The 18,039-nt window shown below is 38.2% G+C and carries 20 protein-coding genes; 15 read left to right on the forward strand and 5 right to left on the reverse strand.

Features of this window, described 5'->3' with window-relative positions; genetic code table 11:
- The first annotated feature begins 122 nt into the window (after positions 1-122).
- The 10 genes from LPB68_RS19040 (at position 123) to LPB68_RS19090 (ending at position 6,739) form a co-directional block, all read left to right on the forward strand.
- Entirely contained in the window at positions 123-548 is a 426-nt protein-coding gene (locus tag LPB68_RS19040) for a hypothetical protein (protein WP_157756157.1), read from the forward strand.
- Positions 460-846: a tautomerase family protein gene (locus LPB68_RS19045; protein WP_068656044.1), complete on the forward strand. Its 387-nt coding sequence runs from the start codon at positions 460-462 to the stop codon at positions 844-846. The genes LPB68_RS19040 and LPB68_RS19045 overlap by 89 nt, the downstream gene beginning before the upstream one ends.
- Before the next feature lie 349 nt (positions 847-1,195).
- Positions 1,196-1,903, forward strand: coding sequence for a class I SAM-dependent methyltransferase (locus LPB68_RS19050; protein WP_068656042.1), 708 nt, complete (start codon positions 1,196-1,198; stop codon positions 1,901-1,903).
- 14 nt (positions 1,904-1,917) lie between these two features.
- Positions 1,918-2,727 (forward strand): GNAT family N-acetyltransferase, encoded by an 810-nt coding sequence (locus tag LPB68_RS19055; RefSeq protein ID WP_068656040.1) that lies wholly within the window; start codon positions 1,918-1,920, stop codon positions 2,725-2,727.
- Positions 2,711-3,301: an HAD family hydrolase gene (locus LPB68_RS19060; protein WP_068656038.1), complete on the forward strand. Its 591-nt coding sequence runs from the start codon at positions 2,711-2,713 to the stop codon at positions 3,299-3,301. Before LPB68_RS19055 ends, LPB68_RS19060 begins: the two co-directional genes overlap by 17 nt.
- 30 nt (positions 3,302-3,331) lie before the next feature.
- Positions 3,332-3,826: a GNAT family N-acetyltransferase gene (locus LPB68_RS19065; protein ID WP_068656036.1), complete on the forward strand. Its 495-nt coding sequence runs from the start codon at positions 3,332-3,334 to the stop codon at positions 3,824-3,826.
- A gap of 30 nt (positions 3,827-3,856) precedes the next feature.
- Positions 3,857-4,633, forward strand: coding sequence for a class I SAM-dependent methyltransferase (locus LPB68_RS19070; protein ID WP_068656034.1), 777 nt, complete (start codon positions 3,857-3,859; stop codon positions 4,631-4,633).
- Between the two features lie 37 nt (positions 4,634-4,670).
- Positions 4,671-5,171 (forward strand): DJ-1/PfpI family protein, encoded by a 501-nt coding sequence (locus tag LPB68_RS19075; RefSeq protein WP_082865639.1) that lies wholly within the window; start codon positions 4,671-4,673, stop codon positions 5,169-5,171.
- A 346-nt stretch (positions 5,172-5,517) separates the two neighbouring features.
- Positions 5,518-6,216 (forward strand): SDR family oxidoreductase, encoded by a 699-nt coding sequence (locus LPB68_RS19085; protein ID WP_068656028.1) that lies wholly within the window; start codon positions 5,518-5,520, stop codon positions 6,214-6,216.
- A 1-nt stretch (position 6,217) separates the two neighbouring features.
- Complete coding sequence (locus tag LPB68_RS19090) at positions 6,218-6,739, forward strand: DNA topology modulation protein (protein WP_068656026.1); 522 nt, start codon at positions 6,218-6,220, stop codon at positions 6,737-6,739.
- Positions 6,740-6,784: 45 nt separating this feature from the next.
- On the opposite strand, the gene LPB68_RS19095 is transcribed toward LPB68_RS19090, so the two are convergent.
- The 4 genes from LPB68_RS19095 to LPB68_RS19110 all read right to left on the reverse strand — a co-directional run bounded on the left by LPB68_RS19095 (position 6,785) and on the right by LPB68_RS19110 (position 10,204).
- Positions 6,785-7,375 carry a permease gene (locus LPB68_RS19095; protein WP_068656024.1) on the reverse strand — a complete coding sequence of 197 codons (591 nt, stop codon included), beginning with the start codon at positions 7,373-7,375 and terminating at the stop codon, positions 6,785-6,787.
- Positions 7,376-7,438: 63 nt separating this feature from the next.
- Positions 7,439-8,050 (reverse strand): MBL fold metallo-hydrolase, encoded by a 612-nt coding sequence (locus LPB68_RS19100; RefSeq protein WP_082865607.1) that lies wholly within the window; start codon positions 8,048-8,050, stop codon positions 7,439-7,441.
- A gap of 43 nt (positions 8,051-8,093) precedes the next feature.
- On the reverse strand, positions 8,094-8,729 hold the full coding sequence (locus LPB68_RS19105) for a TetR/AcrR family transcriptional regulator (RefSeq protein WP_068656021.1): 636 nt from the start codon (positions 8,727-8,729) through the stop codon (positions 8,094-8,096).
- Between the two features lie 431 nt (positions 8,730-9,160).
- Complete coding sequence (locus LPB68_RS19110; RefSeq protein ID WP_068656019.1) at positions 9,161-10,204, reverse strand: LacI family DNA-binding transcriptional regulator; 1,044 nt, start codon at positions 10,202-10,204, stop codon at positions 9,161-9,163.
- Positions 10,205-10,750: 546 nt separating this feature from the next.
- Between LPB68_RS19110 and LPB68_RS19115 the strand changes: the two genes are divergently transcribed.
- The 5 genes from LPB68_RS19115 (at position 10,751) to LPB68_RS19135 (ending at position 16,646) form a co-directional block, all read left to right on the forward strand.
- Entirely contained in the window at positions 10,751-11,635 is an 885-nt protein-coding gene (locus LPB68_RS19115) for an ABC transporter permease (protein WP_232510187.1), read from the forward strand.
- A 15-nt stretch (positions 11,636-11,650) separates the two neighbouring features.
- Positions 11,651-12,532: a carbohydrate ABC transporter permease gene (locus LPB68_RS19120; RefSeq protein ID WP_068656015.1), complete on the forward strand. Its 882-nt coding sequence runs from the start codon at positions 11,651-11,653 to the stop codon at positions 12,530-12,532.
- Positions 12,533-12,590: 58 nt separating this feature from the next.
- The gene (locus LPB68_RS19125) at positions 12,591-14,180 is read left to right on the forward strand and encodes an ABC transporter substrate-binding protein (protein ID WP_068656013.1); all 1,590 of its coding nucleotides are present in this window, start codon (positions 12,591-12,593) and stop codon (positions 14,178-14,180) included.
- A gap of 85 nt (positions 14,181-14,265) precedes the next feature.
- On the forward strand, positions 14,266-15,741 hold the full coding sequence (locus LPB68_RS19130; protein ID WP_068656011.1) for a glycoside hydrolase family 32 protein: 1,476 nt from the start codon (positions 14,266-14,268) through the stop codon (positions 15,739-15,741).
- Positions 15,742-15,767: 26 nt separating this feature from the next.
- Positions 15,768-16,646 carry an ROK family protein gene (locus LPB68_RS19135; protein WP_068656676.1) on the forward strand — a complete coding sequence of 293 codons (879 nt, stop codon included), beginning with the start codon at positions 15,768-15,770 and terminating at the stop codon, positions 16,644-16,646.
- A 233-nt stretch (positions 16,647-16,879) separates the two neighbouring features.
- On the opposite strand, the gene LPB68_RS19140 is transcribed toward LPB68_RS19135, so the two are convergent.
- Entirely contained in the window at positions 16,880-17,872 is a 993-nt protein-coding gene (locus LPB68_RS19140; protein ID WP_068656009.1) for a LacI family DNA-binding transcriptional regulator, read from the reverse strand.
- Between the last annotated feature and the right edge of the window lie 167 nt (positions 17,873-18,039).

Genomic DNA, 18,039 nt, shown 5'->3' on the forward strand with positions numbered 1-18,039 from the left:
ATTATCTTCAATGTTATCTAACAAAAACGTGGAGCTAGTAGGAGATATTTTATATGAAAAAGTTTTTGTGATTTAGCGTGGCTATGGTATTGGTGTGTAAAAAAATGGGAGTACTTTTGAAGATGAAACGATTAATAGCTTGTAGTAAATCAATTCCACAATCAGAAGAAACTGAAGAATATTATGGCAAGAGATTGAATATCGGAGTTATTGGTCAAACGCCTGAGGTGAGGGAAGAAGAGCGGGTGGAGTTTAAGGGAATACAGTTTTCTGATTTAGAAGATAAAAAATTAATTTCGCAATATGATGCAATTATTATTACAAAAAAAGATCTCTCCCATGAGGATGTACCTTATTTAATTGAACTGAAATACGCAATTGGAATTGTGTATAAAGATGAAAATTTTACGGGTTGGGGATACGGTTTATATAATGACATTGAAAATAAGGAGAATATATATGGCGCAAGTAAAGATTTTTGGTTTATATCACTCTTTGAAGCCAATCCAGAGTCAATTATCAGATATTTTACATTCTTGTTTAGTTGATTCAATGAATTTACCTGAGAACAAAAGATTTCATCGATTTTTCCATATGAATAAGGATGATTTTTACTATCCTAATGATCGATCCGAAAAGTATACAATAATTGAGATTAGTATGTTTGAAGGGAGATCGATTGATGTAAAGAAGAAATTGATTCTATTGATTTTCGAGAGATTTACTATTCTCGGAATTGAAGCCAATGATATTGAAATAACTATATATGAAACGCCAAAGAATAATTGGGGAATAAGAGGATTGCCAGGAGATGAATTGAATCTAAATTATAAAGTTGATATATAGTTGGACATGCAAATACACATCAAGTGTGAACAGAAGAGAGGTGAATCTAGTGCAAATTATATGGGAAAATATATTGATTACATTATTGATATTGGGATTTAGTTTGGGATTTATTATATTTCTTATAATAGGAGTTATTAGGCTCGTTAAAAAAAAGACTTCTTAGAAAAAACAAAACCACATAAAAGTGCCAAATAAGCATTTTGTGAGGAAATTCAAGCCAATGATTCAACTAACAATTAACTAACGATACTTTAAAAGTAGGTGAAGTTATGAAAATCAGAGAAGCCAAATTTGTTGATATTAATGGCATCTCCTATGTTCATGCGGAGAGTATAGGAGAGATTAGATGAACCTAGATGAGCAGAATGGAAAACTAGATTTAGACAGGGTTGTTTTTATTGGTCGTTCATTCGAAGAGTATATGAAGATTTTTTCTCTTTCACTAGAAGAAGTGCAGGGGAAGAAAATACTTGATTGTCCTTCAGGAGCATGTTCTTTTACAGCCATTGCCAATCAATTAGGTGTTGATGTAACCGCATGTGACCTTGCCTATTACCATGAAGCAGAAAACCTTAGACATAAAGGTATAGAGGATATTGAACATGCGATGGAACATGTGGAGAGCGTTAAAGATAATTATGTGCGGGATTATTTCGAAGACATAGAAGCATTAAAATTAGAACGTTTAAATGCACTAAATCATTGTTATGGAGATATGATTAAGTTCACGAATCGGTATGTTCCCGTTGTGCTACCAGTACTTCCTTTTAAGGACGAAGAATTTGATTTGATTTTGTCTGCTCATTTACTGTTTACGTATGCAGATCGATTGAACTATAACTTTCACGAATCCACGATTAATGAGTTACTAAGGGTTTCAAAAGAAGAACTTCGAATTTTTCCTTTGGTAGATGTAGAAGGCAAACGATATGTACATTTAGATGAAATAAAAAAATATCTTCAAGGTAAGGGATACACTACCGAAGAAGTAGAAGTTCCATATGAATTTCAACGGAATGCTAATTCAATGTTAATAGTGAAAAAGGGTAAGTAGAAAGGATTAATCATATGATTAATTTACGAGATATTATTAGGCTTGAATTTACATACTTAGAGACGTTTACGAATCGAATTGCAACTTCGTGGGGTTCAATATTTTGTAATGAAATCCACCCCAATTACTATGATGCGAATCATGCACACATAAGCGATCTATGTGATTTTCCAAAGTTAGTAGTTGATGAAGTAGTCGACTTTTATCGAACAAGAAATATCATCCCAAGATTCTATATCTACAACTTAGAAAATCAACAAAATCTCATTTCTGAATTGAAATCAAGGGATTTTAGATATGAAGAATTAATTAGTCCTGTTCAATTATGGGATGAAGTAATCATTGAAAATGTGAATCATAATAGGATAACTATTGAGAAAGTAACAGAGGAGAATTACCAAGAAGCACTAGAAATAGAGAGTAGAATTAAAGAGTTTGGAGGAATGGAATCTATCCAGACGGTTTATGAAGAACAATTCATTCATAGTTCGTTTACACATTATCTGCTTCGATACGATGGATTAGCTTGTTCGAGTGCATGTATTTTTGTAGATGGCAATCAGGCTCGAATGGAAAGTGTAGCTACCATTGAAGAATTCAGAGGAATGGGATTAATAGGTGCTATGATTCAGTTCATACAAAAAGAAGTATTGCATAGAGGGATCAAGAACCTTTGGGTGTTTCCAATAAATGAATCGGTAGAAAAAGTCTATCGTAAGTATGGATTTCAAACAGTCGATACAATGATTATGGGTCATGCATTTTTAGGTGGTAAAAGTATTAAGGAGATACGTGAAGAAGAGGAAGGTGACTGTAACGAATAAATTTCAATTAGTTCTTGATGTTGGTGGGGTATTAATATCAAATCTTTCCCCTACATGGGAGGGGATTTCTAGTGTATCTTCGTTATCGCCTAAAGAATTGAAAAAATATTTCAATGAAGAAATTCGACATGATTTTTGGACTGGAAATATTCCGGAAGAATATTTTTGGAGTTGGGTTATTAAACATTGTCCAACCCTTGATATTAAAAATGCACGGTCATTGTTACAAAAAAACCTTATGCCTCTAGCAGCATTTGATTGTATTGCTAATTGGAGTGAACTAGCAGATATTCATTTGCTTAGCAATCATCGTGAAGAATGGTTAGATCCTTTGATTCAACCTTTGAAGCCATACCTTAAGAGTTTTACAATATCAAGTTCAGTTGGATGCTGTAAACCTAATTCTGAGATATATAGTATAGTCCACTCACATTTTACGAATCAGCATGAAATTTGGTTTGTAGATGATCAGGAGAAGAATTTTGCACCTGCTAAAACCCTTGGATGGAACACCTTAATTGCCGATCAGAATGGGGAGTGGATAGGACAAATTGAAAAACTACTAAATAAGTAAAAATAAATGATCATGGAAAGGAATTGGAAAATGATAAGATTATGTAGAAGTCAAGATGTCGAAGTAATCAATCAAATTATTAATGATGCAGCCACTGCATATAAAGGTATTATTCCGGAGGACCGATATCAGGAACCTTATATGGATGTTGTCGAATTACAACATGAAATAAACGAAGGTGTGGTATTTTGGGGATATGTTGATGCCAATGATCAACTAGTAGGGGTCATGGGAATACAGGATAAAGGAGAAGTATCTTTAATAAGGCATGCGTATGTAAGAACGAATCAAAGAAATAGTGGAATTGGAAGTAAGTTATTAAACCATATAATATGCCGAAGAGAAAAGCCAATATTGATTGGAACTTGGGAATCTGCAGTATGGGCTATTAAATTTTATGAGAAGAATGGATTTAATCTTGCATCAGTCGAAGAGAAAGAAAGACTATTAAGAAAGCATTGGAATATACCTGAAAGACAGATTCAAACCTCAGTAGTCTTACATGGAAGTAAACTGGAAAATTAGTTCATTTGAAATTGAAATGAGGAGATAATCATGCCTATCGATTTTCACGATAGTAGGAATCAATCGACATACGCTTCACGGACTGCTGAAGATCAGTGGATAAAGACTATCAACAAGTACGTTGACATACAAGGGAAACACGTTCTAGATTTGGGCTGTGGTGGAGGAATCTACTCTAAAGTATTCGCTCAGTCAGGAGCAGAACAGGTTATCGCAATGGACTTTTCCACAGAAATGTTAAAGGGTGCAAAAGAATACTGTAGAGCTCTAGATAATATCACATTTGCACAAGGTAGTGCTCTAGATACAGGCTTAGAGGAAGGGCAATTTGATGTGTTATTAGAACGGGCATTGATTCATCATATACCGGATTTGAAATGTTGCTTTCAAGAAGTTAATAGAATATTAAAACCCGATGGGAAATTTATTATTCAAGATCGTACACCAGAAGATTGCACTTTACCTGGGGATAATACCCATATCAGAGGATACTTCTTTCAGAAATATCCTGAATTGATTGAAAAGGAAACTAGTAGAAGATATTCGAGTGATCAAGTCATTACAACCTTAACGCAAACAGGTTTTAAGCTAATTAAGGAACTGAAACTTTGGGAAACTCGAAGAATATATGATGAATTTGCACAACTCAAGTCCGATTTGCAGAATAGAACGGGTAGATCGATTCTATATGAGTTGTCAGATGAGGAGTTAGTAAATCTGGTGGAATTCATAGAAGGCGAAATTGGGAAACCTGAATCGATTATAGAAGAAGATCGATGGACTATATGGATTGCAGAGAAACAATAGTAGATTAGCTTATTATAGGATGTAACGGGGATTGAAGATGAAAAGAGCAACGAATACAAGCCATAAAATACATCGGAGGTTGTCGGACGAGATTTCTGATGAGCTAGGATTAACTATTAAAGTGAACAAAATCAAACCAGATCTATCACAATATGATCTCATATTTGTTCCAGGGGGTATGGGAACCAGAAAGCTTAGATTTGATGAAGAGTTTATCTCATGGTTGCGTACAGCAGAGCAAGTGAATACGATTGTATCTGTTTGTACAGGATCACTTTTACTTGGGGCAGCAGGATTCTTGAAGAACAAGAAAGCCACGACGAATCCCAATGCATATGAACTACTAGAATCCTATTGTGAAGAAGTTATTAAAACGAGGATTGTAAAAGATGGAAACCTGATCACTGCTGGGGGTGTATCGACATCTATTGACCTTGCCTTATATATTGTTGAGTTATTTGTAAACAAAGAAGCAGTTGAAATCATTAAGAAACAAATTGATTATCCATATGACGTGCAAGGGATTATTGAAGTGTAGATTTTTAGAAATCATTCATTAAATAGAGGAAGGAATTATGATAATCATGATTAATAGGGCAATTGGTGTAGGGAAAACGACTACTGCTTGGCTTCGGATGATACGATATACCAAAGACTAGCGTCTCGTGGGGATGCTGAAGGAGGGTGGACCTATCAACAAACCCAGAAATGTATAGATAATCTAGCAAAAGATATATATCATGAACATATTAATACAGATGATCTAAATACCAATGAAATTACAAATAAAATGCTGCTTAGAATGGGGTTAACCAAGTAATATAACTTCTGTTCTATAATTGTTGTATAATCATTATTTATCATAAAGGAGACTGATATAATCCATGAGAATATTGATAACAGGTGCTGGACGAGGATTAGGGTATGCGTTGGTGTGTGAAGCATTGCTTCGTGGACATGATGTTATAGCAGGTATAAGAGACATGGAGCGGGATAAGGAACACCTTCTTGACTTACAGTCTGGCAAGGGTTCACTATCACTAATTCAACTTGATGTAGCAAATGAGAATAAGATTGTACAAGCCAAAGCTTTAGTCGAGTCAGAAATAGACCATATAGATGTCATTATAAATAATGCAGGTATTTTAATCGCACGTGATAAATCTATTGAAACTTTAGATTTTGCAGATATGGAGCAGACGATGCTGACAAATGTATATGGACCGATGCAAATGATTAAACATTTCTTGCCATTACTTCGGGTTAGTAAATATCCTTGTATTGTAAACGTGAGTTCAGAAGCAGGTAGTTTCGCAAGCGCTTACGGTGGGGATTACCCCTATGCAATTTCCAAGAATGCTCTAACTTTCTTCACTGCTCAGTTAAAGAAATCTTTAATACCTGATGGGTTTAGTGTATTTGCAGTTCATCCTGGATGGATACAAACGTCAATGGGTGGAGAGCAGGCACCAGGTAATCCAGAGGATACAGCATGCGGAATATTAGATATGATCGAGCGGAAAATAAAGCTGCCAGATGATACCTGGATGGTTGACCATAAAGGCCAGCCGATGCCATTCTGATATGAAAAGAATTATGATTATTGGATCTGCCGGATCGGGAAAATCAACTTTCGCTAGAAAGATTGCGGATATAACGAAATTGCCCTTAATTTATTTAGATGCTTATTATTGGAAAGCTGGTTGGGTAGCGACATCGAATGATGATTGGGAAGTTTTTCAACAAGGAATTGTTCTTGATAATGAATGGATTATCGATGGAAATTATAATAGAACATTAGATATTAGAATGGCACGAGCGGATACAATCATTTTCTTCGATCTATCTCCTTGGGTAACAATGTACAGAGTGATTAAACGAAGAATTCAATTCCATGGACGAACTAGACCCGACTTGAATGAGGGATGCCCTGAGGCGTTGGATTGGGAATTCATTAGACTGGTATGGAATTTCAGAAAACTCAAAAGACCAGCTATCCTCGAGAAGCTAAAGATTTTTGAAAGAGATAAAAATATTATTATTCTTCGATCCCTGAGGGAAGTCATGAACTTACTAGACGATATGAAAAACAGTTCAGTTCAATGATTGAACTGAACTGTTTTTCAGAAAGATCAATTACCAGATTCTGATCTATATCCAATTCGATAGTAAGGAAAGGATTAGAAACACTCCCATAACGACACTTGCGACCATGGCTCTAGATTTATTGGTCTCTCTCGAATGATTACCAGTAGTAGTCTTTGCTCTAATGAGGGCTGAGCGAGCATAGAGGAAAGTTCCCAATACCACCAATATGGATTCCAATCCGGCACTTATCACTGGAGATTTCCATAATCCGAAGCCGAGTAATGCGAAATTTCCTAGGTTGCCCGGTAGAATGGGTAAATCACTGCGATGGACCAGAAGATCGAGAATCCAATGGCTGAAAACAATACCTCCTATAATGTACCCGATACGTTTCCCCCATGACCATCCGGCTAAAAGACCAGCAATGATTGCTATTAATAGAGCCCCTACTAACGAATGCGTATAATTAGCATGAATAATGGTTTCACCGTATCCCGTTCCACTACCAACAGGTTCCATTGTCTCAATTCCAGAAATGTACAAGGGAACAAAGAGTATATCTAATAATTGTGTGCTTATCAACAATGCCCAAGTGGGTACTTCTTGATATTTAGCTTTTACAATAGCAGCAATTCCAAAATGTCCTGCAAACATGTAGTAGTCCTCCTCATTTCTTCTCAATCTATTCATGTACTAAATCAACCATGATACTTCTTCTTATGACTTTAAATAGGTATCTAACTGATTCGCAGGTTGGAGAACCGATGAGCCATGACAGACTTCAAGACGTAGTGGTTTTATTTCACGCACTATAGAACTGCTTCGGATCGCTTCAGTCATATCGGCAGTAAACATCGCCATTGGTTTTCGAAGTTCCCCTTTTTTAGCAGTGAAAAGATCTCCAGCCAATAGAACTTGATCTTGTTGATGATAATATACGACATGACCGGGTGAGTGTCCGGGAGTTAAGTATGGTGTTAACCCTCCCATAGTTTGAAGCACACCTTGGTTTGTCTCCGGAAGGGCTTGAGTTATTTGTTTTGGAATAGAGATAGCTGCCTTTTTTCTACGAGGATAGGGAAGCTCGCCTTCGATATAAGGGATTTCAATTCTATGAGCGAATATAGGGACTTGTGTGACATTTAGTATTTTTAGGATTGCTCCAGTATGATCGCCATGCCCATGGGTTAACATAACTCTTTTTAGTGGGCCTGCATTTAATGTTTCGATAAATTGTTGAATACCTTTTGCCATGAAAGGTATTCCAGCATCGACCAAGGTTACGCCATCCTCATCTTTAACAATCCAGACGTGAATCGGAATTAACATCCATATCTTCAAACTCCAAATATGCTCTGAGATTTGTGTGATTTTAATTTTTGTTCACTCCCTTGATTTTTTCTGATATCCCGATGAATAGCACATCAAGTGATTCTTCAAAAGTGGGTAACAATCTCTCCATTAAGCTCACAATTGATTCTTCGGAATGAGTATATGTGTTTACGATGCCATGTAAGTTGAAAAAATAAATGCGGCTGTACATTAAGAGATGTTCGTCATTTTCAATAGCAAAACAAGTTCGAAGTGCCTTTTTTAATAGATTAAATATTGAAATCCGCATGGTGTTAATGCCATTCGCTGATTCTTCAAGATCCACACGTGATGCCTTTACGCCTATAAATGTCGTGTAAATGTTCCGATGTAATAAGCAAAATCGAATGAATTCAAGGCTTATCGTTCTAAGTCTTTCTTCTGGTGATAAGTCGATTTGTTGTAGAATACTCTCCATCTGAGTATTTAATGCTTGTAGTGGTGGCATAGCGAGTTGATGTAGAAGATCTTCCTTATCCTTGTAATAAATATATATCGTAGTATGAGAACAACCTGCCATCTTGGCGATCTCCCGCATCGTGACCGAATCAAATCCTTGCGAAGCGAAGAGTTGTCCGGCTGCTTTAATAATCTCTTTCTTGGTCTCTTGTGAGCGAAGTTCCTGTTTAGTTAACATGTTTGATAAACACTCCTATGTGAAAAACGAGATGGTATAACCATTGGTTAGTAACCGTTGGTTATATAATAACCGATGGTTACTTTTATTGTCAATAAAAATTAACCTAATATCCAGTTAACAGGTAGGATGTAGTCAACATCATGTTTAGGCGCGATATGTATGAGCAACGATTTGATTCGGCGATTACCCAGACTAACCTCATGATTAAGATTGATCCGCCGAATAACCTTGTATACCTGCTGAAAGTCCGGACAAATTCTAGAGAGTGTATTTATTTTTATGTCAGTAAAGAAAGATCAGAAGTTTAAGTATTATCCAGAGTCTCACAAAGTAGAAGCCAAGCTGACTTCTACAGAATACAGAAACCAGCAAAAAGTATGTTTTTACAATTTCTACTAAATGGAGTCCTAATCAATCTACAAACTTCTTTATTTTTTGAGTGTCCCCGTAGAATCTCTAAATATCGGCTTCGTTCTGACATGCGTGACTTGATAAGGTTTCAATGGGTCCTTTATCCTCGAAAGTAACATCTCAGCAGCTATGATACCCATTTCGTTATTAAATATATGCACTGTGGATAGATGTGGTTCCACAATGATTGACTCGGGTGTGTCATCAAAGCCGCAAATAACGATGTCATCGGGTATTTTAACATTTTTACTTTTTAAAGACTTCATTACACTAACGGCAATGAAATCATTTGCGCAGATGAATGCTGACGGCAAGTTTGTCATACCATCCAATAACTTATCTATCCAGTCAGGCTCAGAGAAAAAGTACTTATCCGGCACGACGATGCAGAGGGATAAGTCTAGTTGAAGTTTAGATTCTGTTAAAGCTCTATTAAACCCAATCCATCTCTCGTTAAAGCTCTTACAATGATTATAATCGCCAATAAATCCGATACTTGTAGATCCGTTATCAATTAACTTCTTAGTGATGTAGTAAGTACTATGTTCATTTTCCATTAATAATAAATCTGCATTGAATTCGGGGTAAAAGGAATTTGCCGCACAATCTATAAAGATAGTAGGGATTCTTAAATTATTGAGTAGTTCACTATAGTTCAAGTCAAACATTTCAATACAAATGATCCCATCAACCTTAGATATGTCAAAATTGTTAGGAAGAACTAGAGCCTTTATATCGGTATTCCGAACAATATGAATAGATAAATTGAAACCTTCATCACTTATTCTTTTCTCAAGTCCGCTTATTAGTAATGAACCGAAATGTGAACTGGTGGGCTGATTACATGTCAATAGTGCAATGTTACCAGCGTTTTTGGGAATGATATGATCACTTTCCACATAAGCGAATTGTTTATATTTCAATTCAATAGCTTTTTTAATAACCTTATTTCGTGTTTCTTCAGGAATGCTTTGATTACTATTGAGAGCCTTGGAGGCGGTATTCCGGGATATCCCTAGAGAATCAGCGATATCTTGTATCGTTATTTTTTCTTTGTGCATGTATATTTCCACCTTTGCTAATAATGGCTATAGGAGTTCTTAGGCGATCGTAAATTACCCATATGTAGCTAATTTTATGTTGAATATATGAAGTGTTTCTCGCTTCTATATTAAATGTATAATACTTCAGATCAAATAGCAATAAAAATGTTACAAATGCACAAATTATTCATATAAATATGATCAAATTTGCAAATGGAAATAACAAATCATCAATAGTTGAATCGCTTACATTTAGATTAATAAACTAATAGGTATCGAATAATCGCTGATATCAAAGGGTTTAATACGTAATTGTTGTATATGTACAAATGTATTTTACAAATGCACAATTTAAATTTTACAAAAGGGATTGACTAATGGTCTTAAAGTTTGATAAATTGTAAATGCAAAGAGGCAATTGAAACAAATGTAAGCCCTTTCTAATAGTCATATGTAAACTTTCATCAGAGATCGGAGGTTAAAGGATTGCAGAACTTAACGCAAGCCGAAAAAACAGACGCAAGACGCAGGAGTCAAAATCTTAATCATAGTAAATTTCATTTCATACGAAAGAACTACTTTCTTTATCTGCTGTTAGCTCCAGCATTAATTCTTACACTAGTTTTTAAGTACATCCCAATGTACGGAGCGATCATTGCATTCAAAGATTTCAACCCTATTCAGGGGATATGGGGAAGTGATTGGGTCGGGTTTAAATACTTTACGAAGTTCTTAACCTCGCCCAATTTCGGAGATATCTTTCTTAATACGCTGAAGATAAGTTTTTATGGACTCATCTTGGGCTTCCCAGTTCCCATTATCCTGGCAGTCATGCTTAATCAAATACGTAAGGCAGGAATTAAAAAGAATGTTCAGCTGGCATTATATGCGCCGAATTTCATCTCAGTAGTTGTCGTTGTAGGTATGATATTTATCTTTATGTCTCCAACTGGTCCAATCAACCAGATGATTTCTTCGATGACTGGAAAGCCCTTAATGTTTATGTCGGATCCGGCGTACTTCAGGTCTATCTATATTCTATCTGGTATTTGGCAGGCGGCTGGTTGGTCATCAATTATCTATGTAGCTGCACTGGCGAATGTTGATCCAGAGTTGCATAATGCAGCAAGCCTAGACGGTGCAAATATATTACAAAGAATCCGTCATATTGATTTGCCGACGATAAGACCAATCATGGCTATCGTATTTATACTAGCCGCAGGTGGAATCATGTCGGTTGGATTTGAGAAAGCCTATCTTATGCAGACTTCAATGAATCTACCAGCATCTGAAATTATACCAACCTATGTATATAAAGTAGGATTGCAATCTGGTGACTACGCCTATTCCGCTGCTGTGGGTCTCTTTAATTCCGTAATCAACGTTATATTAATGATTTCAGTCAATTTTGTTGTTAAGAAACTTAACGAGGGAGAAGGCCTCTACTAAGAAAGGAGTTGCCATATGTATATAAAACATTCTCGAATTGACCGCCTTTTCATAACAGTAAATACGATTCTGCTTACTCTGGCTGTACTAATTGTAGTGGTTCCATTGGTTTATGTCGTCATTGCCTCGTTTATGGATCCAACTGTGTTGTTGAGTAAGGGAATTTCATTTCATGTTTCCGATTGGAGTATGGAAGGCTATAACCTGATATTATCCAATCCAGCTATGGTTCGTGGATTTGCCAATGCGGTGTTCTACTCTGTAAGTTTTGCATTGATTACCTCAGCCGTCTCCATTTTCGCAGGTTATGCCCTGTCTGTGAGTGACTTAGTTGGACGAAATGCCTTCATGACGCTTTTCGTGATTACCATGTTCTTTAGTGGAGGGCTCATTCCTACTTACATGCTGGTGAAAAACTTAGGTATGCTAGATACCGTATGGGCTATTATCATTCCTGGTGTGGTAAACGTATGGAACATTATTCTAGCAAGGACATTCTTCAAAGGAATCCCGAACGAATTAAAAGAAGCAGCTAACGTAGATGGTGCTTCCGAGTTACTGATATTTTTCAAGATTGTATTGCCACTTTCTAAACCAATTGTATTCGTCATTGCGTTATATGCATTTGTCGGTCAGTGGAATTCTTATTTCGATGCGATGATTTATCTGGATAACGCCAAGTTGCATCCGTTGCAACTGGTTCTAAGATCGATACTTATCCAGAATCAAGCTCCTCCGGGTATGATTAGTGACCAATTAGCAATGAATGAACTGAAACGTCTCTCTGAAATGATTAAATATTCATCCATTGTCATCTCAAGTCTTCCGTTGATTGTAATGTATCCATTCTTCCAAAAGTATTTCGAGAAAGGTGTTATGGTCGGATCATTGAAATAATGGACGACTTTAATATAGTGCAGTTCATATTCTTACTATTATAAATGGGGGTCTAGTTATGAAGAATGTAAGAACAGTGTCAGTATCCGTTATTGCGGCTATGTTAATCTTGTCTGGTTGTGGTAGTAACAGTGGTTCGTCAAATGAAGGTAATTCTACAGCTACAGACGGAAAAGTGACGCTTAAGATCTTAACACAAAGTTCACCACTCGCTTCAGCGGATCCAAATGATAAGCTCATTAATAAAAGATTAGAGGAAAAGACTGGAATTCACATTGATTGGAAGAACTATACAAACGACGTATTTATAGAAAAGAGAAATTTGGCGGTTGCCAGTGGTGATCTGCCGGATGCCATATTTGATGCTGCTTATTCTGACTATGATCTGTTGAAGTTAGCAAAGAATGGCGTCATCGTTCCTGTAGAAGATTTGATTGAGCAACATATGCCGAATTTGAAAAAGGTGCTGGAACAAGCTCCACAATATAAAGCTATGATGACCGCACCCGATGGACATATTTATTCCTTTCCTTGGATTGAAGAGCTAGGTTCAGATAAGGAAAGTATCCATTCTGTAGATGACCTCCCTTGGATCAATGTGGAGTGGCTGAAGACATTAGGGTTGGATATGCCCAAGACAACCGAAGAACTGAAGCAGGTCTTGATCGCCTTTAAAACGAAGGACCCGAATGGTAACGGAGAAGCGGATGAAATTCCGATGTCTTTTATTAATAAACCAGGTGGAGAAGATCTGGCATTCTTATTCGGCTCATTCGGCCTTGGAGAGAACTGGGATCACACTGTTGTGACCGATGACGGGAAAGTGATATTCACGGCAGCAGAGGATGGATATAAAGATGCTGTAAATTATATCAACGAACTATATAAGGAAGATTTGATCGATATTGAAGCCTATACGCAGGATTGGAACACCTATCTTTCCAAAGGTAAAGATAATCGGTACGGCATGTACTTTACATGGGATAAAGCCAATATTACAGGTATGAATGACACATATGATGTAATGCCGGCATTAGCAGGTCCAGACGGACATGTGAATGTGACAAGAACGAACGGAATGGGCTTTGATCGAGGACGTATGGTCATCACAAGCAAGAACACTAAATTAGAGGATACTGCCAAATGGATTGATCAATTATATGATCCACTGCAGTCCGTTCAGAATAACTGGGGTACTTACGGAGATGAAACGCAACAAAACATCTTTGAATTGGACACATCTACGAATATGCTGAAGCATTTACCATTAGAAGGCGCAGCACCAGTTGAACTAAGACAAAAGACAAGTATTGCCGGGCCGTTAGCTATTCTTGATGGATATTACGGTACAGTTACGACGAAGCCAGACGACGCCGCATGGAGATTGAACTTACTGAAAGACGTGATGGTTCCTGATATGAAGGCGACCAATATATTCCCTAAAGTATTCTTCTCCATCGATGAGCTAGATCGCCTTTCCACGATTGAAACGGATTTATTTGCCTATGTGCTTAGAATGCGTACAGAATGGTACCAGAATGGAAAGGCTGAATCGGAATGGGCGGATTACTTGAAAGAATTGGATCGTCTAGGATTACAAGAATGGTTACAAATCAAACAAACAGGATATGACAGAAACACACAATAATAGATATAGAGCGTATCGAACAAAGATCGTGCCTAGCTACGGCAGGGCAGGGCCATTGTTAAGTATATCGCAAGGAGGAGAAAATATGACTAGCATTATTTCACAACAAAAATATCGTCCGGCTTATCATTTCTCGACAGAAGATAAATGGATGAATGATCCGAACGGTATGGTGTTTTTCGAGGGTGAATATCATTTGTTCTATCAATATGATAGTTTAGGAACGACAATGGGTGGGAATATGCACTGGGGACATGCAATCAGCACGGATCTAGTAACATGGGAGCGGTACCCGATTGCTTTAAATCCGGATGAGCACGGTGTGATTTTCTCGGGTAGCGCCGTTGTGGATTGGCAGGATACATCAGGTTTATGTGGGGGTAAACCTGGATTAGTAGCGATATTTACCCATCATGATCAGGCTCCTGGTACAAACCATGCAAGGCAACGACAAAGCCTTGCCTACAGTACAGATAGAGGAAGAAGCTGGATGAAATATGAGGGGAATCCGGTTCTTGAGAGTGAAAGATTCATAGACTTCCGAGATCCCAAGGTGTTCTGGCATCAACCGACAGAGAAGTGGGTGATGATTCTGGCTAGTGGTCAGACGGTTTCTATTTATAATTCCCCGAATCTGATAGATTGGACATTTGCAAGTGAATTTGGTCAAGGGATAGGCTCCCATGTTGGGGTCTGGGAATGTCCAGATTTGTTCCCACTACAGATTGATGGAGATCACTCTAAGGTGAAGTGGGTGATGTTTGTAAGCATCGGTAGTGAACCTGAATTTCCTGAAGGTTCTCGAACTCAGTACTTCACGGGGGAGTTCGATGGGGAGACATTCGTTAACGACGAGGCATCCAAGACCGTACGGTGGTTAGATTACGGCAGAGACAATTACGCAGGAGTCTCCTGGTCGGATATTCCAGAAGAAGATGGTCGTCGATTATATATTGGCTGGATGAGTAATTGGAAATATGCAAACCTCACGCCTACGCAAGGCTGGAGAGGTGCAATGACGATTGCTAGAGAGCTTTCGTTAGAGTCAAGAGACGGTGAAATAACCCTCATTCAACGACCTGTCCGGGAATTGGAGAAATTCCGGATTCCTGTCTTATCTTTGAAAGAAACAACAATGAAAGAAGCACAATCACGATTAACGGAACTGCAGCTGGATAGCTATGAGGTCGTTGCCGAGTTCGAAGCGACGACAGCGTTCGGCTTCAAGTTGCGAACTTCAACAGAGCAGGAGACCATTGTAGGTTATATCCCTGAGAGTTACGAATTGTATGTGGATCGTACACGATCCGGAGTAGTGGACATTCACAAGTATTTCTCTAGTAGGCATGCGGTGAAGGTAGAAACCACAGAGGGCAGATTAGAACTCCGCGTGTATGTGGACCGTTCATCGATTGAGGTCTTTGCCAGTGAAGGTAAAGCCGTAATGACAGATTTAATATTCCCTGATCCCGAGGCGAAGGGCTTAGAACTATTCGCTACCGATGTAAGTCTTAAGCTTCATTCACTTGAAATCTACGCTCTACCTTCACTCGGAAGGTAAACAGCAGGAAAGAGGGACAAAGAATGATGCGTATTGGTGCAATTGAAGCGGGCGGTACCAAATTCGTCTGTGGGATCGGCAATGAAGAAGGGGTAATCGAGGATAGTGTGAGCTTCCCGACGGAGCATCCGGAAGTAACGATGGCCCGAGTGATTGCCTATTTCCAAGAGAAGGATGTGGATGCGATTGGCATTGGTTCCTTCGGGCCACTCGATATTGGCCCCACGAGCCCAACTTATGGATATGTGACAACTACCCCGAAGCCTGGATGGGCCAACTACAATGTTTTAGGCGAGTTGAAACAATCGTTCCCTGTACCCTACGGGTGGGATACGGATGTAAACGCTGCGGCATTTGGTGAAGCCAAGTGGGGGGCGGCAAAGGGCCTGGATAGTTGTGTCTACTACACAGTCGGTACTGGCGTAGGTGTGGGTATCTATTCGGAAGGGAAGCTTGTTCATGGACTGGTTCATCCAGAAGGAGGGCATGTATTGACTAGACGCCACCCTAAGGATACTTATGCTGGTTCTTGTCCGTATCATGGTGACTGTCTAGAAGGAATGGCAGCGGGACCTGCGCTTGAGGCGCGTTGGCAGGTGAAAGGTCATGAACTTCCTGCCAACCATCCGGCATGGGAAATCGAGGCATTCTATATTGCTCAAGCCGTAACCAGCACGATCCTAATGATTTCACCGAAAAAGGTAATTTTAGGTGGAGGCGTCATGCAACAGTCACATCTATTCCCGATGATTCGCGAAGAGGTTCGCCGCAATCTCAATGGCTATGTAAGCGCAGAAGCGATTCTGAACCTTATTGAAACCTACATTGTTCCGCCTGAATTAGGAAATAGCGCTGGCTTGTGTGGTGCGCTAGCGCTGGGGATTGAAGCGTTACGAGATCTTTAATTCGATATTCTATAATATTTGAAATCAAGCAGTAACTTAAAAAAGACGTAAAACCATTTGGTTTTGCGTCTTTTACTTCATTATGACGATTGAAGTAGAATCCCTTTATCAGCAAGATCTCGCCCGTTTAATTGATCAGATTTTTTTTCGAAGCAAGATTGGGACAACGGGGCATTTTTAACAAAAAATGTTCTCTCGCACTTGACTTGATTATCTGTCAAATTTATAAACAATTAACCCATAAATGGTGAAGTAGATGAACGAGTGACAAGTGTTGGTTCTAGGTATACTGAGGGTAATGATACTTTTTGATCGATCATCAGAAGTAAAGTTTGTACTGTCGTATTAACAATCTCTGTAAGGTCAACCCCAACGGCCGTTATAGGAACTTCAAGTTCATCCATTTGTCGGATATTATCATAACTAACAACTGACAATTGTTCTGGAACTCTAATTTGCAACTCATTAGTAGCACGCAATATACCTTTGGTGAGATCATAACTTCCACTAATGATGGCGGATGGTCGATTTGGTAAGGTTAGCAATTGTTTAGTAGTGATATAACCTTCGTAGGTATCCAGACTTTTCATTGGCAAAAGAGATTCAGTTGTTAATTCTAGGTTATATTTGCTCATTTGCTCAATGAATGATGTAACCTTCTCAGATTGCAAAGGATCTTTAGATTTTATATTACCAACATAAGCAATTCGCTCGTGACCAAGTGCAACTAGATGTTCTACTGCTAACTCTATGGCTTTACTTCGAGTAGCATCAATCGTAGTAAAGGGTGTTAGTCCATTAACACCATAATAAAGGATAGGAACAGATTGTTGATCAGTAAAGGTCTGCACTCCTTCACCTTCACGATCATAGAACACTAGAATCGCATCACATTGCAGTCTCAAGAAAGTCTCGATCGCTTGTTCGGTCTGATTAATAGATAACAGCGTTGTATAATCATACTTGGCCAATTCATTGTTAATGCGAGTGATTAATGCAGATGGTGCAAAACGTTCTACGGAAGGCCACACAACACCAATTGTCCAACTCTTATTTGATACCAGTCTGCGAGCAGCGATATTAGGTCGATACCCTAATTCAAGAGCGATTTCTAATATCCTCTGTTTCGTTATTTCCTGAACCAACGGACTGTCACGAAGTGCTTTACTTACTGTAGAGAAGCTGACACCTGCACGCTCGGCAATATCTTTTATCGTCACTGACACTTCATAAATCCCTCCTACAAATAACAACGTTGTTATTGTAACATAAATGAACAAAAACGATAAGGGATGATTTCGTTTAAATTTGGTAGACAGTATAAATAAAGTATATTATTATTATGAATAACAACGTTGTTATTAACTGAATTGAGTATTTAACATGGAGGGAC

This window comes from Paenibacillus crassostreae, assembly GCF_001857945.1.
GTDB classification, from domain to species: domain Bacteria; phylum Bacillota; class Bacilli; order Paenibacillales; family Paenibacillaceae; genus Paenibacillus_AQ; species Paenibacillus_AQ crassostreae.